Raw genomic sequence first — 23,261 nt, 5'->3', positions numbered from 1 at the left:
TTATGCTGTCCTTTCTGCTTTTTTGTTTTCCTGAGGCGGTGGCGTAAGAAGTCCCGCCTGTTTCATTTTATCTTCCACAAACATTCTGGCTTCACGGATATTGTTAACGGCATCATCAAAGCTGTTGTTTATAGTATTATCTGCCCACATTTCAATTAAGAACATACCGGAATAGCCCAATTCCTTTAATTTTCGGAAAATATCCGTAAATCTGACGCAGCCTTCACCGAAGGGAACGCATTTAAAGACGCCGGGTTTGGTTTCTTTCACGTGTATGGCAACAATATCTGCAAAGCCAAGCTCCAGTTCCCCTTCCACATCGCTGCTGAAGTTGCTGAGGTTCCCCATATCCGGATAGATCTTAAAATATGGAGAAGGAATCTCCTTTAAATAGTGCATGGCGCGGACGATGGTGCCTACAAATTTTGTATCCATAATCTCCATTGCCAGTATGACACCCGCTCTTGCCGCCATGGCTACGGATTGTTTCATGCCGTCCAGAAAAAGGGCTTTTGTTTCTTCGTCCGATTCTTCGTAGTAAACGTCATAGGTTGCCAGCTGGATACAGCGGATGCCTAATTTTACAGATAAGAGAATCGCTTTTTCCATAATTTCAAATGCTTTTGCGCGGATATGAGGGTCTTTGCTGCCAAATGGATACTTCCGGTGGCCGCTTAAACACATGGTGGGAAATGAAATCCCGGTTTGCTCCATGGTAGATTTCAGAGCATCAATTTCTTCTTCACTCCAGTCCAGGCGACTTAAGCGTTCATCGGATTCATCAACGGATAGTTCCATATAATCAAAGCCTGCAGCTTTTGCAGCCTTCATTTTTTCCTCCCAGGTAAAGTCCCCGGGGAGTGCTTTTTCATATATGCCAATGGGTATCTTATGGATATTATACATTAATTCCACACTCCTTTTCTACATAAATTCTTATTAATTCCAGCATATCATATGGTGCGCACATGTTCAACAAATTCTCAGTTATTGCACATATGTGCAGGTGGGTTTGGATAGAATTACAGAATTCCACTTTGAAGATGGACATTTTGCGATTCTTCCTGTAAAATAAGGGAGAAAGTGTGAAGTGATCACTGTTTGAAAGTGTTCATCTTGTGATTCATTCGCACAGGGAAAGAAAGATACTTTTCTGCGTATATTTTAGCCGTATAAAACCGGCAGAGGAGGAAAACATGTTTGTAATTGCAGGACTGGGGAATCCGGGACGACAGTATGCGCATACGCGGCATAATGTAGGGTTTGACACAATAGATAAATTGGCGGACAAGTACCGCATCCGTGTAGATACGAAGAAATTTAAAGCATTGTGCGGCAGCGGGATCATAGAGGGACAAAAAGTAATTCTGGTAAAACCCCAGACTTTTATGAATCTGAGTGGTGAAAGCGTCCGTGAGGTCATAGACTTTTATAAAGTCGATTTTGAAACGGAGCTGATTGTGATATATGATGATATCAGTCTGGAACCGGGGCAGCTGAGACTTCGGGCTAAGGGAAGTGCCGGAGGGCACAATGGAATTAAAAATATTATTGCCCATCTGGGAAGCCAGGAATTTCCCAGAATTAAAATTGGTGTGGGAGAAAAGCCGGAAGGCTATGATCTGGCGGATTATGTGCTGGGACATTTTCCAAGGGAAGAGCGAAAGCTGATTGACGAACTGCTGGAAAGGGCAGGAGATGCGGCAGTCAAAATTATGACAGGAGATATGGCGTCGGCCATGAATGAATATAATAAGAAGGTGTGAGATGAAGACTTTTACGAGTCCACTAAAAAATTTAAGCGAGTTTGAGGATATCAGGCGGGAGCTAATGTATCATCAGGGAGTACTTCAGGTATCCGGTTGTATTGATTCGCAAAAATCACATTTTATGTATAGTGCAGGGGATGGTTTCCAAAAGAAAATCATCCTTACTTACAGTGATTTAAAAGCAAAAGAAATCTATGAGGATTATAAATTTTTTGATCCAAATGTAATGCTTTATCCGTCAAAGGATTTGATTTTTTACAGTGCCGATATTCACAGCAACCTGATTGGGCAGCAGCGAATAGCGGTTATGAAAGCACTGCTTGAAAATGACAGGGTTACGGTTATCACAACCCTTGCCGGCTGTATGGATCATTTACTGCCCCTGCAGTATTTTGCTGAGCATGTGCTTTGCCTGAAAAATGACAGCAGCATGGATCTGGACCGGCTGTCGGAAGAACTGGTGGGCATGGGCTATGAGAAAAGCAGCCAGGTAGAAGGCTTTGGACAGTTCGCAGTTAGAGGCGGCATTCTGGACATTTATCCCCTGACAGAAGAAAATCCAATCCGTATTGAGCTTTGGGGAGATGAAATAGATTCCATCCGCAGCTTTGATGTGGAAAGCCAGAGATCCATTGAAAATCTGGAAGAAATTAAAGTATATCCGGCGAATGAGGTAATTGTAGATAAAAAGCATCTGGAGCTGGGGCTGAAAAAGATTGAAGAGGAGTCTAAGAAACTCTATCAGACCCTGCGTAAGCAGATGAAGACGGAAGAAGCCCACAGAATCCAGGAGCTGACGGAAGAAATCAAAGAGCGGTTAACGGATTTCCGGGGAGTTACCGGACTGGACAGTTATATCCACTACTTTTACGACCGGGATGTCTCTTTTCTGGAGTATTTTGATCCTAAGGAAACGATTTTTTTCCTGGATGAACCTAATCATCTGGAAGAAGAAGGATATGCGGTTGAAGAAGAATTCCGGGAAAGTATGATGAACCGTCTGGCAAAGGGCTATATTCTGCCGGGTCAGACAGAAGTATTGTACAGCTATAATGAAATCATAGGCAGGCTGAATAACCGGAACTGCCTGGCACTGAGTACGCTGGAGACGGCAAAAGGGGACTGGAAGATCACAAACATGCATCACATGAATGTGAAATCGGTAAATCCCTATAATAACAGCTTTGAACTTCTGGTGCAGGATCTGCGCCGGTTTAAAAAAGACGGATATCAGGTGGTTCTCTTATCAGGCTCCAGAACCAGGGCAAAGCGGCTGTCAGAGGATCTCAGGGAATATGACCTGAACAGCTTTTACACGGAAGATCTAAACCGGAAGGTGAAACCGGGAGAAATTCTGGTAACCCATGGGAATACCCACAGAGGTTATGAATATCCGCTGATTAAATTTGTCATTATATCCGAAAGTGATATTTTTGGAAAAGAAAAGAAAAAGAAGAAAAAACGCAAGAGCTTTGAAGGCCAGAAGATTGAAAGCTTTAATGAACTGAGTGTAGGTGACTATGTGGTTCATGAAAATCATGGTCTGGGTGTCTACAAGGGAATTGAAAAAGTAGAGGTTGACCGGGTTACAAAAGATTATATGAAGATTGAGTACAGCGGCGGCAGCAATCTGTATATCCTGGCAACCCAGCTGGATGTGATCCAGAAATATGCGGATTCGGATGCAAAGAAGCCGAAGCTGAATAAGCTTGGAACCCAGGAATGGAATAAAACAAAGACCAGGGTGCGCAGTGCGGTTAAGGATATTGCCAAAGATCTGGTGGAACTATATGCTGTCCGCCAGGCAAGAGAGGGTTTCATCTATGGTCCGGATACAGTTTGGCAGAAAGAGTTTGAAGAGATGTTTCCGTTTGAGGAGACTGAGGATCAGCTGCTGGCGATAGAAGCGGCTAAGAAGGATATGGAAAGCACCAAGATCATGGACCGTCTAGTCTGCGGAGATGTGGGTTACGGAAAAACAGAGATCGCCATCCGGGCGGCATTTAAAGCGGCGCAGGAAGGAAAGCAGGTGGTATATCTGGTTCCGACTACCATTCTGGCACAGCAGCACTACAATACATTTGTCCAGAGGATGAAGGAATTCCCCGTGCGGGTGGACCTGCTTTGCAGATTCCGGACGGCGGCGGAACAGAAAAGGACGATTATAGACCTGAAAAAAGGGATGGTAGATATCATAATCGGAACCCACAGGGTCCTGTCAAAGGATGTGGAGTTTAAAGATCTGGGACTTTTAATCATTGATGAGGAACAGCGTTTCGGTGTTACCCACAAAGAAAAGATTAAGAAATTAAAAGATAATATTGATGTACTGACCCTGACCGCTACGCCTATTCCCAGAACGCTGCACATGAGTTTAATTGGTATCCGTGACATGAGCGTACTGGAAGAAGCACCTATGGAGCGTATGCCCATACAGACTTATGTGATGGAGTACAATGATGAGATGGTGCGGGAAGCAATCAACCGGGAACTGTCAAGAGGCGGACAGGTATATTACGTCTATAACAGGGTAAATACCATTGTTGAAATGACTAATACCATAGCCAAGCTGGTGCCGGATGCCAACGTGGCGTTTGCCCACGGACAGATGAAGGAACGGGAGCTGGAACGGATTATGTTCGACTTCATTAACGGGGAAATTGACGTGCTGGTGTCCACTACAATTATTGAGACGGGACTGGACATCTCCAATGTAAATACCATGATTATCCATGACGCGGATAACCTGGGGCTGTCACAGCTCTATCAGCTGAGAGGCCGAGTGGGAAGGTCCAACCGCACCGCATATGCATTTTTGATGTATAAACGCAACAAGATGCTCAAGGAAGTAGCGGAAAAGCGTCTCCATGCCATTAAAGAATTTACAGAACTGGGGTCCGGATTTAAAATAGCCATGCGTGACCTGGAAATCCGTGGGGCAGGTAATCTGCTGGGGGCAGAGCAGCATGGTCATATGGAAGCCATTGGATATGACCTTTACTGCAAGATGCTTGGTGAATCGGTTCGGGAATTAAAAGGCGAAAAAACAATTGAAGAATCCTATGATACGACAATCGACCTGGATATCGATGCATTTATACCGGAACGCTATATCCGCAGCGAGTTCCAGAAGCTGGATATCTATAAACGCATAGCAGGTATTGAAAGTGAAGAAGAATACGATGATATGTTAGAAGAACTGATGGATCGTTTTGGTGAACCGCCGAAATCAGTCCAGAACCTTCTGATGATCGCCAATTTAAAAGCCCTGGCACATAAGGGATTTGTGGTGGAAATATCCCAGAAGGGTGACTTTATTAAATTTACCATGTTTGAACGGGCATGTGTAGATCCGGTAAAGATCGAAGAGATGTTAAAGCGCTATAACGGAAAAGTGAAGTTCACCATTGAAGCAAATCCATATTTCGTTTACAGTAAGCCGCGAAAGAGCCTGAAAGATAATGATGATATACTCATGGTGGTAAGGGATATCTTAAATGATATTCTTCTCCTTCGGAATTAAAGAGCGAAATTTACGAAAATTACAGGAAAAAAGGTTACTATTCACGGCCAGGAATGCGCTGAACTGCGCATTCCGTGAGAAAATGATTCAGGAGTGAGGGGCGATTTTTGCGTGGCAAAAATTTAAATATCGCCCCGAATCGTTACTATGAGCGGCCTCTCCGGCCGTGAATAGTAACGAAAAAAGTGAACTTTAGGTGAAAAATGAACAAAAAGGATTGCGATGAATTTGAAAACAAGCTATAATATAAGGAATTGAGACATTCTAGGAGGAAACTTATTTATGAATAAGCTGGGTAAAAAACTTGTGGCTGCCGGAATCTGTATTTGTATGGCAGCAGCGTCCCTGACAGGGTGCGGAAATGTAAATGCAGATGCGGCAGTGGCAACGTTGGACGGGGAAAAAGTACCTTTCAAAATTGCAAATTTTATGCTTCGTTATAATCAGGCTCAGATGCAGAGTTCTTATGGTTCCATGTTTGGCGAGGATATGTGGAATACCGATCTTATGGGAAGCGGAACTCCATATGGTACCACATTTAAGACACAGATCATGGACAGTTTGGAAGAAATGCTGATCTTAGAGAAGCATATGGCTGATTATGATATTACCGTTACCGATGATGAAAAAGCCAAAATTGAAAGCTCTGCGAAGCAGTTTATGGAAGAGAATTCACAGGAAACAATTGATGAATTAACAGCATCCCAGGAGACCGTATCCAGGGTGTTAACACTTTATACAATTAACAACAAGATGAAAAAAGCAATTGAAGCAGAAGCAGATACAAACGTATCCGATAATGAGGCTGCTCAGAAGACGGTATCCTATGTATTATTCAGTACGGCTGATACCACAGATGCAGACGGCAATACAAAAGCTTTAACAGATGATGAGAAAAAAGCCTTAAAAGATAATGCCCAGAAAGTCCTGGATGCCGTAAAGGGCGGAAAAGAAATGGATGCAGCCGTAAAAGAGATAGATGAAGAAAAATCAGCTTCCACATCTTCTTATGGAACAGATAACGGAACCTTACCGGATGAAGTGAAGACAGCAGCAGACAAGTTAAAAGATGGGGAAACTGCAGACAGCGTGATTGAAACGGACAGCGGATACTATGTAGTGCAGATGAAGAGTACCTTTGACAAAGAGGCTACCGAGACCCAGAAAGAGACAATTATCAACCAGAGAAAGAGCGACAAGTACGAAGAAGTTTACACCGCATGGAAAGAAAAGGTGGAATTCAAAGTAGATGATAAGGTCTGGGGTAAGGTCACTTTTACAGATAAGGTTACGGTAAAACAGACGGAAACCGAAGCTCAGAGCAATGCGACGGAAGCAGGAAGTGAAGGAACCACAGGCACTGCAGCAAGTGAAAATTCTTCAGAAGCAGTATCCGAAAAAGCAACAGAGGCAGGTTCCGAAGCAGCGGCAACCGAAGCTGGTTCTGAGGCAGCAACAACAGAAGCAACAACAACGGAAGCAGCAACCCAAGCAGCGACAACAGAAGCAGTTGAATAAGTAAATAGAGTGATGGTATTAAAAAGAAGCGCCAGCTAAGTTGACGCTTCTTTTTTTGTGAAAATCAGATCTTCATCCGGAATTTATTTGCCAAAGGACACATTGATCTCCACTACTTCACTTTTGGTCCCCACACGCATATTCGGTCCCCAGACGCCTGCGCCGGAAGTAACGATATTGTGCATGTCGTCCTTCTTCAGGTACCCGTATGGATTTTCCCACAACAGGCCAATTGTAAGATTGCCAGGGAACATCTGCCCGTCATGAGTGTGGCCGCAGAGGTACAGGTCAACTCCCGCATCGGCTGCTTCCTGGAGGGCTTTTGGCTAATGGTCAATAAATATGACCGGTTTCGATTTATCTAACTTTTCGGTTAACTGGGAAGGGGTTTTCCTGGTCTCTTTATCCTTTTTGGTAACGGAATAATCCTCCCTTCCGGTGAGGTAAAAATTATCATTGATCAGAACCGTCTGATCTGTCAGCAGAGTAATGCCGGATGCTTTTAAGAAATCTACCATCTGGGTATCCGCACCGATCTTTTTTTGAGAGCCAAAGGTAAATCCGGCAAGGATGGGTTCTTCAATATCGTGATTCCCCCAACATGCATAAACACCGTATTTACTTTTGATCCGGCTCAGAGTCCGGGCAATTTCATCGGGATTTTTAATCGCTTCGAATTCATTATCGAAGATATCTCCCGCAATGCATACAATATCCGGTTCCATTGCATTAATTTTTGCTACCATCTGTTTCATATGCCAGCTGCCGATGCTGTAGCCAAGGTGCATGTCCGCCACCAGGGCGATCTTTAAGGACTGATCAGTGCCGCCGGATTTATCTATTGTCACATCATATCCTGTTTTATAAATATGCCGTGCATGGAGGGAACCATAGACACTCAGGGAAATAATGACTATGGCACAGACGGTACCGGTCAGCACAAAAGTTCTTCGGGAACGCAGTTTTTCCTGATCCACACATTTTAAATGTCGCATAATAATGCGAATCAGATCCACCACAGCTACAGTGAGCAGGATATATAGAAAGGTTCCAAGATAAAGATTACTTACCGTCTTTAAAAACCGATGGAGGATAACGGGTTCTTTGATCAGGAAAGCAGTTAACAGGGAGGTAGATACAAAAGCATAAGCTGCAATGAATACGACCCGAAACCATTTTTTCTTAAAATAATGGGTACATGCCCCCATCCATTTCAATATCCATCGAAGAATATAGAAGTTCACCAGGAGATAAACTGGTGATAAGAATAGTGCAATCATAATACTTAAGCCTCTTTTCTGTTTTGTTTGAAAAATTGTAACACAGAATCGAAAAAAAAGCACGGGGTTTAAGTTGCGAAGTGGGAAAAGTTGTTTTATAATAAAAAATATAACCGACAGAATGATTACAGATGGGTGGAATTAAATATATGTGGAAGCGTCAAGAACTTAAGAAAAAAGGGAAAAAGGTTCTGAAAAGGAATTACTGGGCTGCGGTAGCGGTCTGTTTTATTCTTGCCTTCCTGGGAGCGGAATACAGCTCATCTGCCACGGCTATCCACAAGTACAGCCAGCGGGAAGAGGACAGGCAGATAAACGAAGTGGAGGTTGTTAAACCGGAGAACAGGGTTGATAACTGGGAGACTCTGCGCAGGCTGATTCGGGGAAACGAGAGCAAACAGCCGCTGTTTGACCCGAAGATTGATGAATTTTTATCTTCGTCCTTTAATACCTTTACCGCTCCGGTATCATTTGTATTTAAGGTGGTACGTGCAGACAGCGGTCTGTTTGAACAATATCCGGTATTGGAGGTGCTGCTGATTCTGATTGCAGCAGGAGGAGAGCTTGCGTTTACACTGCTGGTAACAAATGTGCTGCTGGTTGGAGGAAAGCGTTTCTTCCTTGAGAGCAGGCTGGAGCCGGGGACCAGAATCGGAAGGATTACGTTTTTGTTTCGCAGGGGAAGGTTCTGGAATGCGGTCAAGGTCATGTTTTTTCGGTCTTTATTTACCGGATTATGGTTCTTAACCATTGTAGGAGGAATTATTAAGTATTATGAATATCTCATGATTCCATATATTCTGGCTGAAAATCCGCAAATAGACCGCAGGGAAGCATTTCAGCTGTCCAGGCAAATGATGAAAGGGCAGAAGTGGCGTACTTTTGTAATGGAATTTTCATTCCTGGGATGGGAGCTGTTGTCTGCTGTTACGTTTGGACTTGTATCCATATTTTTTACCAATGGATACAAAGGTGCTGCTATGGCAGAACTGTATATGGCGCTGAAAAATGACGGTGCAGAAAGTCCGGCATGATACTTTTTATATAATCATGCATTTTAAATGATGAAATGATACAGCTTTGGATGACAGAAAAAGGCGATAGGGCTATAGAGTCCTGTCGCCTTTTAGTGTCTGGGCTTTACCGGAGGAAGTTCACGGTCTTTTACCTCATCCGTTATCCCCTCTCCGGTATTGGGATGCACCATAGAATGAGCGGTATCCAGACTGAAAAATAAGATTAAAATAATACAGATTAATATTTTTAATAACGGTTTTATGCGCTTAAAGAGATTCCCCAGGAAAGGTGCGAGAAAATAAATGATGGCACATCCACCAAGCCCGAAGACAACGGAACCCTCCAGGCAGATCCGTCCGTTTATATTCAAAAAATAACCGCTGTAATCCCACCAGCGTATGCCTTTGGTCGTTTCCAGGAACCAACTGGTAAAATATTCGATTCCAGAGCACAGAAACATATTTAAAAAGAAGGTGAGGACAGGGCGGTGGAAGAACCGGCGCAGCAGAAGCAGTATCATAACGCCGCCGCTGCCGTAGATTGGAAGCCAGGGACCAAACAGTACGCCCCGGTTTACAAACTCCCCTGCCTGTGCGATGTGAAGCCCCACTTCCCATATCCAGCCGATAAATGAAAAGCTGAAAAATAAAAGAATCAGTGTGGTGGGACTGTATTTCATATTGTAATCAAAGCGCGGCGGTTCTATATGATGTTCCTCGAAAAAGGAATCAATAGAATCCGTTACAGCATTTGCCATTTTGTTTCTCCTTTGTAAGTTGCAGTGATGTTTTGTAAATATATTGTAACAGTTCAGACAGATCTGCGCATTTACTGCGCAGATCGTACGAAAACCTGAAGCATGCAGACATCCAGCCCTTCGCCGAAGGCGAATTTCAATGGGCTGGATGTGTAACAGTTCATGCTGTCTGAACTGTTACAATATATTTTATCACTTTACTTACACATTTGACAATACATATATGTGGGCTTTTAGAATTTGTGCAGGAAATGAAAGTAAATTGGGTTCTTTAAAGTTATTTTAAGGTTGGTCAGTTATAATCCTCTATGAAAATATAAAATTGGGGGTAACGTACATGTTAGGAAATGGAATAGATGAAAATGCGGTATCACAGGATTGTGATTTTTACCAGGAGTCACTGGTACTGTTGGAAGGTGCGGTTATAGAGCTAACGTCAAGATTGGATATTATACGGAAATACCGAAAAGCCCATCATTACCGGGATCCGATTGAATACTGCAAATCCAGGATCAAATCGCCTGCCAGCATGAAAGAAAAGCTATTGCGCCACGGCCTGGAGCCTACAAGGGACAATGCAATGACAAAAGTATATGATGCCGCCGGAATCAGGGTCATCTGTGCCTTCGTGGACGATGTGTATTTTGTGGCTAAGATGCTGCATAAACAGTCGGATATCCGGGTATTGGAAGAAAAGGACTACATCCACAATCCCAAGCCCAATGGCTACCGCAGTTATCATATGATCGCAGAAGTGCCCATTCATCTGGGAGATGGAATCTGCAGGGTATATTGTGAAATACAGATACGGACCATTGCAATGGACTGCTGGGCAAGCCTGGAACATCAGCTGAAATATAAGAAAAGGATTGCCAACCAGGAAATGATTGTAGGGGAATTAAAACGCTGTGCAGATGAGATCGCATCGGCTGACCTGAATCTGCAGACAATCCGGGATATGATTGAAGATGATCAAATTCTCTAAAGCGTGTCGCTAAACACGGATTCTAAACTGGAAACTGACGGAGATATGCGCAGAAAAAAGCCCGGATACACAAATTATACATAGAAAGGGTGTATAGTAGTGGAGAAATAGATAAACCAACTTAAGGAAGAACGGAGGTGGATACATGAGAATATTGCTGGCGGAAGATGAGATAGATTTATCAAAGGCGCTGGTCGCTATCTTAAAACACAATAATTATTCGGTGGATGCAGTTTATGATGGGGCAGATGCATTAGATTACGGATTTGCGCAAAACTATGATGGGATTATCCTGGATATTATGATGCCGAAAATGAACGGTTTGCAGGTACTGGAAGAACTTCGAAAAAGAGGAATAGCGACTCCGGTGCTGCTGCTCACTGCAAAATCTGAAATCCAGGACCGTATAGCCGGACTGGATCTGGGGGCGGATGACTATCTGACCAAGCCCTTTGCTATGGGGGAACTGCTTGCCAGGGTACGTGCCATGATGAGGCGCCAGTCAGAATTTACGCCCAGTACGATTACAATTGGAAATATAACATTAAATAAAGCAAACTATGAACTGTCCGGTGAGAATGCATCCTTTCGCCTGGGAAATAAAGAATTCCAGATGATGGAGATTCTGATGAATAATCCAACGAGATTAATTTCAACAGAACAGTTTATGGAGCGGATTTGGGGATATGATTCAGAATCAGAGATGAATGTGGTCTGGGTGTACATATCCTACCTGCGCAAGAAACTGGCTGCACTCAATGCAAATGTGGAAATAAAAGCCGCCAGAGGCGTAGGCTATACACTGGAGGAATGAGTTTGGAACCAAAATCGTTTCAAACTTTCTATTGGCGCAATCCGCAGATCCATCTGCGGTATGCAGGAGGTATAAACATGATTAAAAAGCTGCAAAAAAAATTTATATTGATTACCATGGGCGCGGTGGCTCTTGTGATGATTCTGCTAATCGGTGTAATTAATGCAGCGAATATCTATCAGATGAACCGGAAAATGGATGGAGTCCTGTATGTCCTTTCAGAAAATGACGGGAGATTCCCGGAATTTGAAAAGGACAAATCTGGTAAATTGAATGTGGGATTTGGCTTTGAGATGACGGAAGAGACCCAGTATGAGACCCGTTATTTCATTGTGGAATGCGGGATGGACGGCAAAGTGCTGCAGACAGACACCAGCCATGTAGCTGCGATTACCGAGGCGGAAGCAAAAGAATATACGGCAAAGGTGCTTGAGACAGGGAAGACAAGTGGATTTAATGGAATTTATAAGTATATGGTAGTGGAGAAAGACTTTGGAACACTGACGGTGTTCGTAGACTGCCGTTCCCAGATACAGATGGTGACTCTGTTCGCCATTTTATCTTTTGTAATCGCCATATCCTGTCTGCTGCTGATCTTTATCCTGATTTTCCTGCTGTCAAAAAAAGCAGTTCAGCCGGTGATAGAAAATATGGAAAAACAGAAACAATTTATTACCGATGCAGGGCATGAGATTAAGACTCCGCTGGCGATTATCTCCGCAGATGCGGATGTGCTGGAACTAAGTACCGGTAAAAATGAATGGGTTGACAGCATCAGAAGCCAGACTGCAAGGCTTGATAAGCTGGTTAAAAATTTGCTGACACTCGCCAAGATGGATGAGGAAAATATCCAGCTGGTTTTTGGGAATTTCCCGGTGAGCGAGGTGGTACTGGAAGCCGCCGCACCTTTTGAAGCAGTAGCGGAGCTGCAGAATAAGAGCTTTGAACTGAATATACAGCCTAATCTGATACTTCACGGAGATGAGGGAAGTATCCGCCAGCTGGTCACCATTCTGGTGGATAATGCTGTAAAATATGCCGAACCGGGGGGACAGATTAAAGTTTCTTTATCCACCGCAGGCAAAGCAGTCAGACTGGAAGTGTATAATACCGGAGTGGACCTTCCAAGGGACAATCTCAATAAGCTGTTTGATCGATTTTACCGCGCTGATTCTTCCAGATCCAGGGATACAGGAGGCTATGGAATTGGATTATCCATTGCCCGGAATATTGTAAAAACCCATAAAGGGAAGATCACGGTACATTGTGAAGGCGGTAAGTCAATCTGGTTTACGGTACTGCTATAAAAAATAAAAAATGCAAAATAAAGAAAATTTAAGCATAATTTCCTCCATTTTACAAATAATAGATCATGGGTACTAAAGTACGAACCATGAGAAAATAAAATGGAGGAATTAATTTTATGAAAGCTACAGGCATTGTTAGGAGAATTGACGACCTGGGTCGCGTGGTTATACCAAAAGAAATAAGAAGGACGCTTCGGATCAGAGAAGGCGATCCACTTGAAATCTTTACCGATAGAGAAGGCGAAATTATATTAAAAAAATATTCCCCGATAGGTGAACTGGGGGCATTTGCCAAAGAATATGCGGAATCTCTGGCCTACAGTACAGGGCATGGAGTCTGCATAACAGACCGTGACCAGGTAATTGCTACCTCAGGCGGAATAAAAAAAGATATGATTGGCAAATCGATCAGTAAAGCATTAGAACGAATTATAAATGACCGTGAAAATGTTTTGTCAAACCGTGATGACAAAAATTATGTAAAAATAACCGGAGAGGATATGGAAGAGAACCTTCCACAGGTAATCAGCCCGATCCTCTGCGAAGGTGATGCTATTGGGGCTGTAATTCTCATCAGCAAGGATGAGAAGGGAAAAATGGGTGATACGGAACGGATTGTAGCAAAATGTGCTTCGGGATTCATGGGACGTCAAATGGAACAATAGAGACATGCCTGTGGTATTCCTCTAATGGGGGCCCGGTAATCCGGTTATCGTAAGTTGAATTGCCAGGGATTACAGGACAAGACCAGATATGCTTGGGTTCGTAGGCATATCCGGCCTTGTTTTCTCTGGGAAAAATTAATTCCGCACGGCTTAAATATGCCACTATACAGTGCCTGATATCCGTGTCAGCAGGAGCATATGTTCATGGACTGCTGATGGTATTCTTCCAGGGTAAGGTCTGTGATGGTGAGATAATGGGCCAGAGGTTTTGTTACATAGCGTATGTGCCACGGCTCGTATGCATACCCGGTGATGTCTTCTTTTGATTTGGGATAGCGGATGATGAACCCATATAACGGCGCATTTTTAGCAAGCCAGATGCCTTCTTCCGTATCTGCAAATTCTTCCACCAGATCCAGGCCGACTCCGGAACAGGAGACATCTAAAGCCAGCCCTGTCTGATGCTCACTGCCCCCCGGTGGAGCTACGTAAAGCGGGTTTTTGTCCGGATTATAAAGCTCCATCTGACGGTAATAAGAACGATATCCGGAGATGCCGTAGAGATGGATTCCCTGATCCACAGCATGGGCGAAAAGTTCCCGTACCGCTTTGGCAGTCTGGGGCTCCAGAAGCCTTTTCGGATCATCCGGAAGGGCATCAAAAGGGACGCCGGGGTCTACAAGGGACGCCGGAACAGCACCCGGGTCTAACAGGTGGTGCCGGTTCACAAGAATATCATATTGGGACATAAAAAGACTCCTTTCATATAAGCTATATATGTATATGAAGGAGTCTTTTTATATATGCGTAAATTATGAAATCAGTCAAAAATCCCGCTCCGGTCTTTGCCAAATGAATCCGCCAGTGTGTCCGTTTGGATCGCTTCCCGCGGGAATAAATAAGTTTAGCAAATAAGATCAGTGATTTTTAAATACGGGACAGTGCATCCATGCTCATCTTTTCCAGCAGTTCGGATTTAATGCCGAACAATTTGTCCGAAAGGTCTACATAAACATCGTGTGGATTTACAAAACGTTTTGTCTCATCCCACAGAGTATCCAGTTCCGTTTTACAGTAATCACGGATGTCCATTACGGATGGGGAGGTGTAAATGCATTCCCCGCCTTTAAATACCGGTACTAATAATTCCCGCAGTTTAAATGTGCCTGCATGTATTTTGGTTTTCTTCCAGGTTTCCAGGGGATCAAAGATAATCATATCTTTTCCTTCGTCAAAAGTTTCGTCCGCCAGTGCGATCAGATCCGCTTTAATTTTACCGGCATTTTTATCATAGATGCGGTAAATCGTTTTATTTCCCGGGTTTGTAATCTTTTCCGTATTTTCAGAAAGCTTTATTTTGGGTATAAAGTCACCTGTTTCATTATCCAGTATAGCGGCCAGTTTATAAACGCCGCCAAATGCCGGGCAGTCCTTGGAGGTGATCAGATTGGTTCCCACACCCCAGGAGGTAATTTTACAGCCCTGTGCTTTAAGGCTGTCGATGAGGTACTCATCCAGGTCGCTGGACGCCGATATGAAGGCATCCTGGAATCCGGCATTATCTAACATTACACGGGCTTTTTTGGACATATAGGCAAGGTCGCCGCTGTCCAGACGGATACCATAGTTTTTAAGCGGAATGCCTGCTTCTTTCATTTCGGTAAAGATACGGATGGCATTTGGAACACCGGATTTTAAAGTGTCATAGGTATCTACCAGAAGGCAGCATGCATCGGGATATAAATCCGCATATTTTTTAAATGCGGTATATTCATCCGGAAAACTCATAATCCAGCTGTGGGCATGAGTACCTTTTACCGGCACATCAAAAAGCTGCCCTGCGAGAACATTGGAAGTGCCCACGCACCCGCCGATCATGGCTGCTCTTGCGCCATAGACGCCTGCATCCGGTCCCTGTGCACGGCGCAGCCCAAACTCCATGATACCGTCCCCTTTTGCGGCATATACCACCCTGGATGCTTTGGTGGCAATGAGACTCTGATGGTTAATAATTGTTAAAATGGCCGTCTCTACTAACTGAGCTTCCATAATAGGTGCAACGACCTTTACAAGAGGTTCTCTTGGGAATACAACAGTGCCCTCAGGAATGGCATAAATATCACCGGTGAACCGGAAATCCGACAGATAATTCAAAAAGTCTTCATCGAAGGTGCCAAGTCCTCTCAGATAGTCTACATCTTCTTTGCTGAACTTTAAATTCTTAATATAATCGATCACCTGCTCCAGACCTGCCGCAATGGCATAGCCTCCGTCTGAGGGGTTTTTGCGGTAAAAGGCATCAAAGACTACTACTTCATCCGTATGATTTTTAAAATAACCCTGCATCATGGTTAATTCATAAAAATCTGTTAATAGCGTTAAATTCATTGTACTCATAAAGTGCTCCTTTGTCTTAGTTAGTTGATACGAAACTCTTGTCTATAGTTATAACACATTGGTATCGTTTATCCAAGTGGGTTATTTGGGAGATGATCTCAAGCTGTATGTCACTTTGCTGTTTGGGGCTGTATTCATGGGGGATGACCAGGTCAAAGATCAGATTGATCTGGTTTTTGCCTTCTACCATGCGGAAATCATGGAATGAAAGACGGTCATCTATATTGGTTATGACGATTTCAATTTCCTGTTTCAGTTTTTGTATTCGGCTGTTTTTGGTCTCGATGGGATCCATGTGAATCACCAGAAAGATCCCCAGTTTTTTGCCAACTTCCCGTTCTGCCTTATCGATAACCTCGTGGGAAGATTCCACATTTACGTCATTGGGAACCTCGGCATGGATGGATGCCATGCTGCGTCCGGGACCATAGTTATGGATAATTAAGTCATGGCTGCCCACAATCCCTTCGTAACTTTCTACCATTTGTGTGATGTTCTGATACAGTTCGGGATCTGCCGGTTCCCCAATGAGCGGTTTTAAAGTATCTTTGGCAATGCCGATTCCCGCCCAGATCACAATTCCGGCTACCAGGATTCCCACATAACCGTCAATATTAATATGAAAAATCCCAAATACCAGAATGGAAATAATTGTAACCGAAGTAGTGATCACATCTCCCATGGAATCTGTGGCTGCAGCCATCATTACGGTAGAGTTAATGCGTTTGCCCAGCTTTTTATTAAAAAAGCCAAGCCAAAGCTTTACACCAATGGATAAAATCAGGATGATCAGGGATGATATCTGGAAAGATATTTCTTCCGGGTTAAAGATCTTACTGACGGAATCCTTGAAAAAAGTAAATCCCACTTCAATTACTAAAAATGCTACAATCAGTGCAGCAATGTATTCAATACGCCCATGACCGAACGGGTGGTCCTGGTCAGCAGGCTTGCTTGCCATTTTCACACCAATCAGACTAATAACGGAAGAGCCGGCATCGGAAAGGTTATTAAATGCATCTGCCGTAACGGAAACGCTGTGAAGTCCGATTCCTACGACTAGTTTCACAATGAATAACAGGACGTTGCAGAAAATGCCTACGATTCCTGCCAATGTTCCGTAAGCGGTCCTTACGATAATATTATCGGTGTCCTGAGGATTTTTAATAAAAGTTTTTACAAGTAAATTTATCATTATTATACCCAATGCGTATTGCAGGCATGCCTGCCCTTTCTTTTTCTCAAAAAATTTTTTTATGTATTCTGCTTATGTAAATTCAAATATGTGATTGATTATACTACTTTTCCCTGAAAAAGTGTTGAAAAATCGCCAAAAAATTGGTTTAAAAAAATTTTTTTAAAAAATTTGAAAAAAGTACTTGCTTTTTTGAAAAAGGTAATATATAATACATCGTGTTGTAACACATTGGGCTATCGCCAAACGGTAAGGCAACGGACTCTGACTCCGTCATTTCAAGGTTCGAATCCTTGTAGCCCAGCTATTTACAGGTTGTCTTTGATGAAGCTTTTCAGAGGTTCATTGAAAGGCGGCCTTTTTTGTTTTTTAGGTTTTTCAGACATGTTCCGGAGGTTTATAAAGTTTATTTAGAAACTTCCGGCTTTTGATTGCAGTTGGAGGCAGATATGAGTTATCAGTTTGACAGCAGGGTGCGCTACAGTGAGATTGGAATGGATCAGAAGCTGACGCTGAATGCGCTTGTAAATTATTTTCAGGACAGCAGTACGTTTCATTCAGAAGAGGTCGGTCTTGGTCTGACAAATCTGACGAAAAGGAACCGGGTATGGGTGCTCTCTTCCTGGCAGATTGTGGTGGACAGGTATCCCGGGCTTGGAGAAAAGATCACGGTACAGACATGGCCTTATGATTTTAAAGGATTCTATGGCAGCAGAAACTTTGCCCTTGCAGACGAAAAAGGAAAAAGAATTGCATATGCCAATTCCCTTTGGATATTTGTGGATACACAAAGCGGACATCCTTCTAAGATCAGTACGGCAGAGTCCGACGGATACAGGCTGGAGGAAAAACTTTGTATGGATTATGCCCCGAGGAAGATACCGGTACCGGCAGAATGCGTACAGATGGAATCATTCCCGGTGCTGAGATGCCACCTGGATACCAACCGCCATGTGAACAACGGACAATATATACAGATGGCAGAAGAATATCTCCCGGAAGATTTCAGTGTACATCAAGTTCGGGTGGAATATAAAAAATCTGCAGTTCTTCATGACCTTATTATACCCAGGGTTCATGCAGAGGAAGGGCGCATTACAACGGCTCTTTGTGATGAAGAAGAGAAGCCTTATGCAATTGTGGAATTTACCGCACAGGCGTAATATATGGAGGAAGAAATGCTGGAATTAGGAAAAAAGCAGGAATTAGAAGTTGTGAAACAAGTGGATTTTGGAATCTATCTGGGACAGGGTACCGGAACGGAAGAACGGGTGCTGCTTCCCAAAAAAGAAGTTCCAAAGGATATTAAGACAGGAGACCGTCTGAGCGTTTTTTTATATAAAGATTCAAAGGACAGGCTCATCGCTACTACCAGGGAACCGATGCTGGAAGTCGGCGGACTGGCTGTGCTCACGGTCAAAGAAGTGGGCAAGATCGGAGCATTTTTAGACTGGGGACTGGAAAAAGACCTTTTACTCCCGTTTAAAGAGCAGACGAGAAGGGTACGCCAGGGCGAAGAATGGCTGGTAACGCTTTATATAGATAAGAGCAGCAGGTTATGTGCAACGATGAATGTATACGAGGCCTTAATCACAGATTCTCCTTATAAGAAGGATGATCATGTAATCGGCGTGGTCTATGAGATCAGCGAGGAATTTGGTGTATTCGTTGCAGTTGACAATAAATATTCTGCATTGATACCAAAGAAAGATGCCGCAGGAAATTATCAGGTGGGCGACAGCATTGAAGCCCGGGTAACTGCTGTGAAAGAAGATGGTAAGCTGGATTTGAGTACCAGGGAAAAAGCGTACCTTCAGATGGATGAGGACGCGGAGAATATTATGAGTGTAATAGAAGAGTTTTCGGGTGTTCTGCCGTTTACCGACAAAGCTTCACCGGAAGTAATCAAGCGGGAATTCGGACTGAGCAAGAATGCATTTAAGCGCGGCGTGGGCAGGCTTTTAAAAGAAGGCCGCATTGAAATTACCGAAAGGTCAATCCGTAAGGCTAAATAGAAACTAAAAGCAATTTTCAAACACGCTCTGGCAGGAATAAAATAGATGACAGAATAATAAATATAGAGGGTCAGGAGGAAAAACACATGAAAACAGCAATCAGCACAGACAAAGCACCAGCAGCAATCGGACCATATTCACAGGCAATTGAGGTAAACGGAATGATCTATACATCCGGTGTGATTCCGGTAGTTCCGGCTACGGGAGAGATTCCGGAGGGCGTGGAAGCCCAGGCAGACCAGGCAATCGGGAATCTGGCAGCCTTACTGGAAGCAGCGGGAACTTCAACTGCAAAGGTGATCAAGACAACGGTATTTATTAAAGACATGAATGACTTTGGAAAGATCAATGAAATTTATGCAAAATATTTTACCGAAACTTTTCCGGCACGTTCCTGTGTGGAAGTTGCAAGATTACCAAAGGACGTCCTGATTGAAATTGAAGCAGTTGCTGTGAAATAATAAAAAATATTTGATTTTAGTCCGTAAGTAGTTTATAGTACTAGTAACACCTTTGTGTAAAACTAGTAAATACAATATAGTGATTGGAAAGGAGATCTGGGGATGAAAGTACAGAATATAACCAACATTGAAAAATTTTTTGAGGTAGTAGACAGCTGCAGCGGTAAAGTAGAACTGGTAACAGGTGAGGGCGACAGACTGAATCTGAAATCAAAGCTTTCCCAATACGTATCTATGGCGAACATCTTTTCAAATGGCGAGATTCCGGAATTGGAAATCGTAGCTTATGAAAAAGATGATATCGACAAATTAATCTCATTTATGGTTAATAACTAAGTTTTGCAGAGCTGTCTCCAACGGGGACGGCTTTTTTTAAATGGATTTTTATAGAATGTTTATTGTTATTAAGGTTATTATTTGATATAATGACCAAAAGAGTAAATAATAAATTTATCAGCAATTAAGAAAAGGAGAAAAATTTTGGATTCATTAGACTATTATGAGCGATATGCAGGCGTGTATTATGAAAACACAGTAGATCTTGACATGCATGAGGCACTGGACAAGTTTCTGTCATACCTTCCTGAAAATGCAGAGGTATTAGACCTTGGCTGCGGTTCCGGCAGGGACAGCCTCTATCTGGAAGAAATGGGCTGTTATGTAACGCCTTTGGATGGGTCGGAGGAAATGTGTAAGCTGGCAGAGATTAACACAGATAAAGAAGTCTTACATATGACTTTCGAGGAGATGGAATTTGATGAGGTGTTTGACGGTATCTGGGCATGTGCTTCTTTACTTCATGTGGAAGAGAAAGATATGGACCGCATTATGGGGAAAGTGATTCAGGCGCTTAATCCGGGAGGAATCCTGTATGCTTCATTTCGCTATGGTGAATCTGAGGAATTCCGCAACCAGCGTTTGTTTCATGACTATACAGAGGATTCTCTGCATCGCATGTTAAAACGCCAGAGAGGCATTAAAATTATAGAGATCTGGAAGACGGAAGATATTAGAAACAGTCATCCGGACACAGAATGGATCAATGTATTAGTAAAGAAAAAAATGACTGAATCAGGCGAGGACTTCTATGAATAAAATTAAAAATATTAACCGGCTGTTCCTGGGAATGGTGATTTTTGCTTTTCTGTTTTCCTTTGGTATCGGATTTTTTGTAACAGGGCTTGGCACAGAGATGGCTATGATTTTAGGACAGCTGATGTATTTGATACCAATCTTGTTTTATATTCTGGTTATGCGTGTACCGGTGAAAGAGGAAATCCCATTCAGGAAAATTAAATGGTCTACGGCATGTATGGTTGTTTTGTTTGTCGTACTGCTGATGCCGCTGGTTTCATTTTTAAATTTATTTTCCATGCTGTTTGTAACAAACCATGTCAACGCCAGCGCTCAGGAACTGAATACGAATCCTTTTTTGGTAAATCTGCTTCTGGTTGGTGTAATGCCGGCAGTTTCAGAAGAATTTATGTTCCGCGGTGTATTTTATGGCAGCTACCGTAGGAAAAACCATGTACAGGGAGCCATTCTGTGCGGTCTGGTCTTCGGTATGGCACATTTAAATGTAAACCAGTTTTTATATGCGTTTGTGGCAGGTTTTGCGTTCTGCCTGCTTATGGAGGCCACCGGAAGTATTCTGGCACCGATGTTGGCTCATTTTGTAATTGATGCATGGAGCGTGGTGGTACTGGAGCTGCAGAAATTGTTGTACCAGGAGATACCCCAGCTATCGGATGCAGTTCAAAGCACAAGCCTGACATCCGATACGATTCTGACGGCACTTCAGGGCGTGGCAATTGCAGCGGTGATTTGTACAGCCTTAGCGGGATGTGTACTTTTCTGGATCAGTAAGCACTGCAAACGGGATATTCATTTCGTTTCTATTTTCCGAAATGCATTCAAAAAAAGAGAACCGGAAATGTCTGCTGTTACGGCAGCCGGTGAGCTGCAGGCTGCAGGGCAGGCAGAAAACAGAAGGCTGGTTACACCTTGTTTTGTAATCGGTGCACTCATTTGTATTGTTCAGATGATTCAGGTAGGTTAACGAGAAAAAAGTAAATAGCAACTATCTTAGAGCGTGTTTGAAAATCATTCCCGCCATCTGCACGCCCCACTTAGCGGCATATTTGCCCCGAATTCAGGTTACGTAGCCCGCTACGCGCCCTTCATCCGGAACAAATCTCCCGCAAAGTGTGACGCACAGCTGCCAGAAAGCAATTTTAAAACACGCTCTAGAGCGTGTTTGGAGACATTGCAGGACTGGATATACCATTGGTATAACGGGGCATGTTATCAGGCACGTTCTGGAATTGAGGTATAGATGAATTTTACACATTTACACGTCCATACAGAATATAGTCTGCTGGATGGATCGAATAAGATAAAAGAATATGTAGCAAGAGTGAAAGAATTAGGGATGAACAGTGCGGCGATTACAGACCATGGTGTTATGTACGGCGTAATCGAGTTTTACCGGGCTGCAAAAGAAGCAGGTATTAATCCGGTCATCGGCTGTGAAGTGTATGTTGCGCCTAATTCCAGATTCGATAAAGAAGCGGCCGGGGGCGATGACAGATATTACCACCTGGTCCTTTTAGCGGAAAACAACATTGGATACAGTAATCTGATGAAGATTGTTTCCAAAGGCTTTGTAGAAGGGTTTTATTATAAACCACGGGTGGATATGGAGGTTCTGGAGACTTACAGCGAGGGAATTATAGCACTTAGTGCCTGTCTGGCTGGTGAAGTACAAAAATATCTTGTGCGTGGAATGTATGAGGATGCAAAAAAAGCGGCGTTGCGTTATGAAGGCATATTTGGAAAAGGAAATTACTTTCTGGAGCTTCAGGATCATGGTATTCCGGAACAGAAAATGGTAAATCCCCAGCTGCTGCGTATGAGTAAAGAGCTGGATATCGGGCTGGTAGCAACCAATGACGTTCACTATACCTATGCAGAAGATGAATCCCCCCATGATATCCTGCTTTGTATCCAAACGGCAAAGAAGCTGGATGACGAAGACCGTATGCGCTATGAGGGAGGACAATATTACGTCAAATCCCCGGAGGAAATGGCGAACTTATTCCCGTATGCGCTTGAGGCACTGGAGAATACCCAGAAAATCGCAGACCGCTGCCATGTGGAGATTGAGTTTGGAGTCACAAAGCTTCCAAAATATGATGTTCCCCAGGGGTATACCTCATGGGAATACCTGAATAAGCTCTGCTTTGACGGCATGGACGAACGTTACCAGCCTGTTACGGAGGAGCTGCGGACACGACTGGAATATGAGCTTGGTATTATCAAGGAAATGGGGTATGTGGATTATTTCCTGATTGTGTGGGACTTTATTAAATATGCCAAGGACCACGATATTATTGTAGGACCGGGGCGTGGATCGGCTGCAGGAAGCCTTGTTTCCTATACGCTGGGTATCACCACCCTGGATCCCATTAAATACAGTCTGCTGTTTGAACGTTTCCTGAATCCGGAACGTGTATCCATGCCCGATATCGACGTGGATTTCTGTTTTGAAAGAAGACA

The 23,261-nt window shown here is 43.4% G+C and carries 22 protein-coding genes and 1 tRNA gene; 17 read left to right on the top strand and 6 right to left on the bottom strand.

The window, feature by feature from the left end; all coding sequences use genetic code 11:
• On the bottom strand, positions 1-906 hold the full coding sequence (locus ACH2DQ_RS26840) for an L-ribulose-5-phosphate 3-epimerase (protein WP_394911493.1): 906 nt from the start codon (positions 904-906) through the stop codon (positions 1-3).
• Between the two features lie 290 nt (positions 907-1,196).
• On the opposite strand from ACH2DQ_RS26840, the gene pth reads away from it, so the two are divergent.
• From pth to ACH2DQ_RS26825, 3 genes are all read left to right on the top strand, one after another.
• The gene (gene pth, locus ACH2DQ_RS26835) at positions 1,197-1,766 is read left to right on the top strand and encodes an aminoacyl-tRNA hydrolase (RefSeq protein ID WP_394911492.1); all 570 of its coding nucleotides are present in this window, start codon (positions 1,197-1,199) and stop codon (positions 1,764-1,766) included.
• 1 nt (position 1,767) lies between these two features.
• Positions 1,768-5,292, top strand: coding sequence for a transcription-repair coupling factor (mfd, locus tag ACH2DQ_RS26830; protein WP_394911491.1), 3,525 nt, complete (start codon positions 1,768-1,770; stop codon positions 5,290-5,292).
• A 282-nt stretch (positions 5,293-5,574) separates the two neighbouring features.
• Complete coding sequence (locus tag ACH2DQ_RS26825; protein WP_394911490.1) at positions 5,575-6,810, top strand: hypothetical protein; 1,236 nt, start codon at positions 5,575-5,577, stop codon at positions 6,808-6,810.
• A gap of 326 nt (positions 6,811-7,136) precedes the next feature.
• Here ACH2DQ_RS26825 and ACH2DQ_RS26820 read toward each other — a convergent pair whose 3' ends face one another.
• Positions 7,137-8,090 carry a metallophosphoesterase gene (locus ACH2DQ_RS26820; protein WP_395028673.1) on the bottom strand — a complete coding sequence of 318 codons (954 nt, stop codon included), beginning with the start codon at positions 8,088-8,090 and terminating at the stop codon, positions 7,137-7,139.
• A gap of 149 nt (positions 8,091-8,239) precedes the next feature.
• Here ACH2DQ_RS26820 and ACH2DQ_RS26815 point away from each other — a divergent pair, with 149 nt between their 5' ends.
• The gene (locus ACH2DQ_RS26815; RefSeq protein WP_394911488.1) at positions 8,240-9,124 is read left to right on the top strand and encodes a DUF975 family protein; all 885 of its coding nucleotides are present in this window, start codon (positions 8,240-8,242) and stop codon (positions 9,122-9,124) included.
• A 92-nt stretch (positions 9,125-9,216) separates the two neighbouring features.
• Here the strand turns inward: ACH2DQ_RS26815 and ACH2DQ_RS26810 are convergent, their stop codons facing one another.
• Positions 9,217-9,864, bottom strand: coding sequence for a putative ABC transporter permease (locus tag ACH2DQ_RS26810; protein ID WP_394911487.1), 648 nt, complete (start codon positions 9,862-9,864; stop codon positions 9,217-9,219).
• A gap of 337 nt (positions 9,865-10,201) precedes the next feature.
• Here ACH2DQ_RS26810 and ACH2DQ_RS26805 point away from each other — a divergent pair, with 337 nt between their 5' ends.
• From ACH2DQ_RS26805 to spoVT, 4 genes are all read left to right on the top strand, one after another.
• Positions 10,202-10,849, top strand: a complete 648-nt coding sequence (locus ACH2DQ_RS26805; RefSeq protein ID WP_394911486.1) for a GTP pyrophosphokinase family protein — start codon at positions 10,202-10,204, stop codon at positions 10,847-10,849.
• A 145-nt stretch (positions 10,850-10,994) separates the two neighbouring features.
• The gene (locus ACH2DQ_RS26800; protein WP_394911485.1) at positions 10,995-11,663 is read left to right on the top strand and encodes a response regulator transcription factor; all 669 of its coding nucleotides are present in this window, start codon (positions 10,995-10,997) and stop codon (positions 11,661-11,663) included.
• Between the two features lie 77 nt (positions 11,664-11,740).
• Positions 11,741-12,970 (top strand): sensor histidine kinase, encoded by a 1,230-nt coding sequence (locus ACH2DQ_RS26795; RefSeq protein ID WP_394911484.1) that lies wholly within the window; start codon positions 11,741-11,743, stop codon positions 12,968-12,970.
• Between the two features lie 116 nt (positions 12,971-13,086).
• Positions 13,087-13,635 carry a stage V sporulation protein T gene (gene spoVT, locus ACH2DQ_RS26790; RefSeq protein WP_394911483.1) on the top strand — a complete coding sequence of 183 codons (549 nt, stop codon included), beginning with the start codon at positions 13,087-13,089 and terminating at the stop codon, positions 13,633-13,635.
• 185 nt (positions 13,636-13,820) lie between these two features.
• Here the strand turns inward: spoVT and ACH2DQ_RS26785 are convergent, their stop codons facing one another.
• The 3 genes from ACH2DQ_RS26785 to ACH2DQ_RS26775 all read right to left on the bottom strand — a co-directional run bounded on the left by ACH2DQ_RS26785 (position 13,821) and on the right by ACH2DQ_RS26775 (position 17,227).
• Entirely contained in the window at positions 13,821-14,384 is a 564-nt protein-coding gene (locus ACH2DQ_RS26785; protein WP_394911482.1) for a D-alanyl-D-alanine carboxypeptidase family protein, read from the bottom strand.
• 178 nt (positions 14,385-14,562) lie between these two features.
• Entirely contained in the window at positions 14,563-16,032 is a 1,470-nt protein-coding gene (locus ACH2DQ_RS26780) for a nicotinate phosphoribosyltransferase (protein ID WP_394911481.1), read from the bottom strand.
• Between the two features lie 16 nt (positions 16,033-16,048).
• Positions 16,049-17,227 (bottom strand): cation diffusion facilitator family transporter, encoded by a 1,179-nt coding sequence (locus ACH2DQ_RS26775; protein WP_394911480.1) that lies wholly within the window; start codon positions 17,225-17,227, stop codon positions 16,049-16,051.
• Positions 17,228-17,459: 232 nt separating this feature from the next.
• On the opposite strand from ACH2DQ_RS26775, the gene ACH2DQ_RS26770 reads away from it, so the two are divergent.
• The 9 genes from ACH2DQ_RS26770 to dnaE form a co-directional block, all read left to right on the top strand.
• Positions 17,460-17,531 (top strand) — tRNA-Gln (locus ACH2DQ_RS26770).
• Positions 17,532-17,676: 145 nt separating this feature from the next.
• On the top strand, positions 17,677-18,390 hold the full coding sequence (locus tag ACH2DQ_RS26765; protein WP_394911479.1) for an acyl-[acyl-carrier-protein] thioesterase: 714 nt from the start codon (positions 17,677-17,679) through the stop codon (positions 18,388-18,390).
• A gap of 15 nt (positions 18,391-18,405) precedes the next feature.
• Positions 18,406-19,242, top strand: coding sequence for a S1 RNA-binding domain-containing protein (locus tag ACH2DQ_RS26760; protein ID WP_394911478.1), 837 nt, complete (start codon positions 18,406-18,408; stop codon positions 19,240-19,242).
• 86 nt (positions 19,243-19,328) lie between these two features.
• A complete protein-coding gene (locus ACH2DQ_RS26755) occupies positions 19,329-19,703 on the top strand; it encodes a RidA family protein (protein ID WP_394911477.1) in 375 nt (124 codons plus the stop codon).
• Between the two features lie 102 nt (positions 19,704-19,805).
• Entirely contained in the window at positions 19,806-20,039 is a 234-nt protein-coding gene (locus ACH2DQ_RS26750; protein WP_027296025.1) for a hypothetical protein, read from the top strand.
• Between the two features lie 144 nt (positions 20,040-20,183).
• A complete protein-coding gene (locus ACH2DQ_RS26745) occupies positions 20,184-20,798 on the top strand; it encodes a class I SAM-dependent methyltransferase (RefSeq protein WP_394911476.1) in 615 nt (204 codons plus the stop codon).
• Positions 20,791-21,762, top strand: a complete 972-nt coding sequence (locus tag ACH2DQ_RS26740) for a CPBP family intramembrane glutamic endopeptidase (protein ID WP_394911475.1) — start codon at positions 20,791-20,793, stop codon at positions 21,760-21,762. The genes ACH2DQ_RS26745 and ACH2DQ_RS26740 overlap by 8 nt, the downstream gene beginning before the upstream one ends.
• Before the next feature lie 33 nt (positions 21,763-21,795).
• Positions 21,796-22,038, top strand: coding sequence for a DUF6783 domain-containing protein (locus ACH2DQ_RS26735; protein WP_395028672.1), 243 nt, complete (start codon positions 21,796-21,798; stop codon positions 22,036-22,038).
• Positions 22,039-23,261: DNA polymerase III subunit alpha (gene dnaE / locus ACH2DQ_RS26730; RefSeq protein WP_395028671.1), on the top strand; the 1,223-nt coding region annotated here is incomplete at its 3' end. It abuts the gene before it with no gap.

This window comes from Robinsoniella sp., assembly GCF_034124845.1.
The sequence above is the reverse complement of the archived record's forward strand: the minus strand, read 5'-3'. Positions and strand labels throughout refer to the sequence as shown.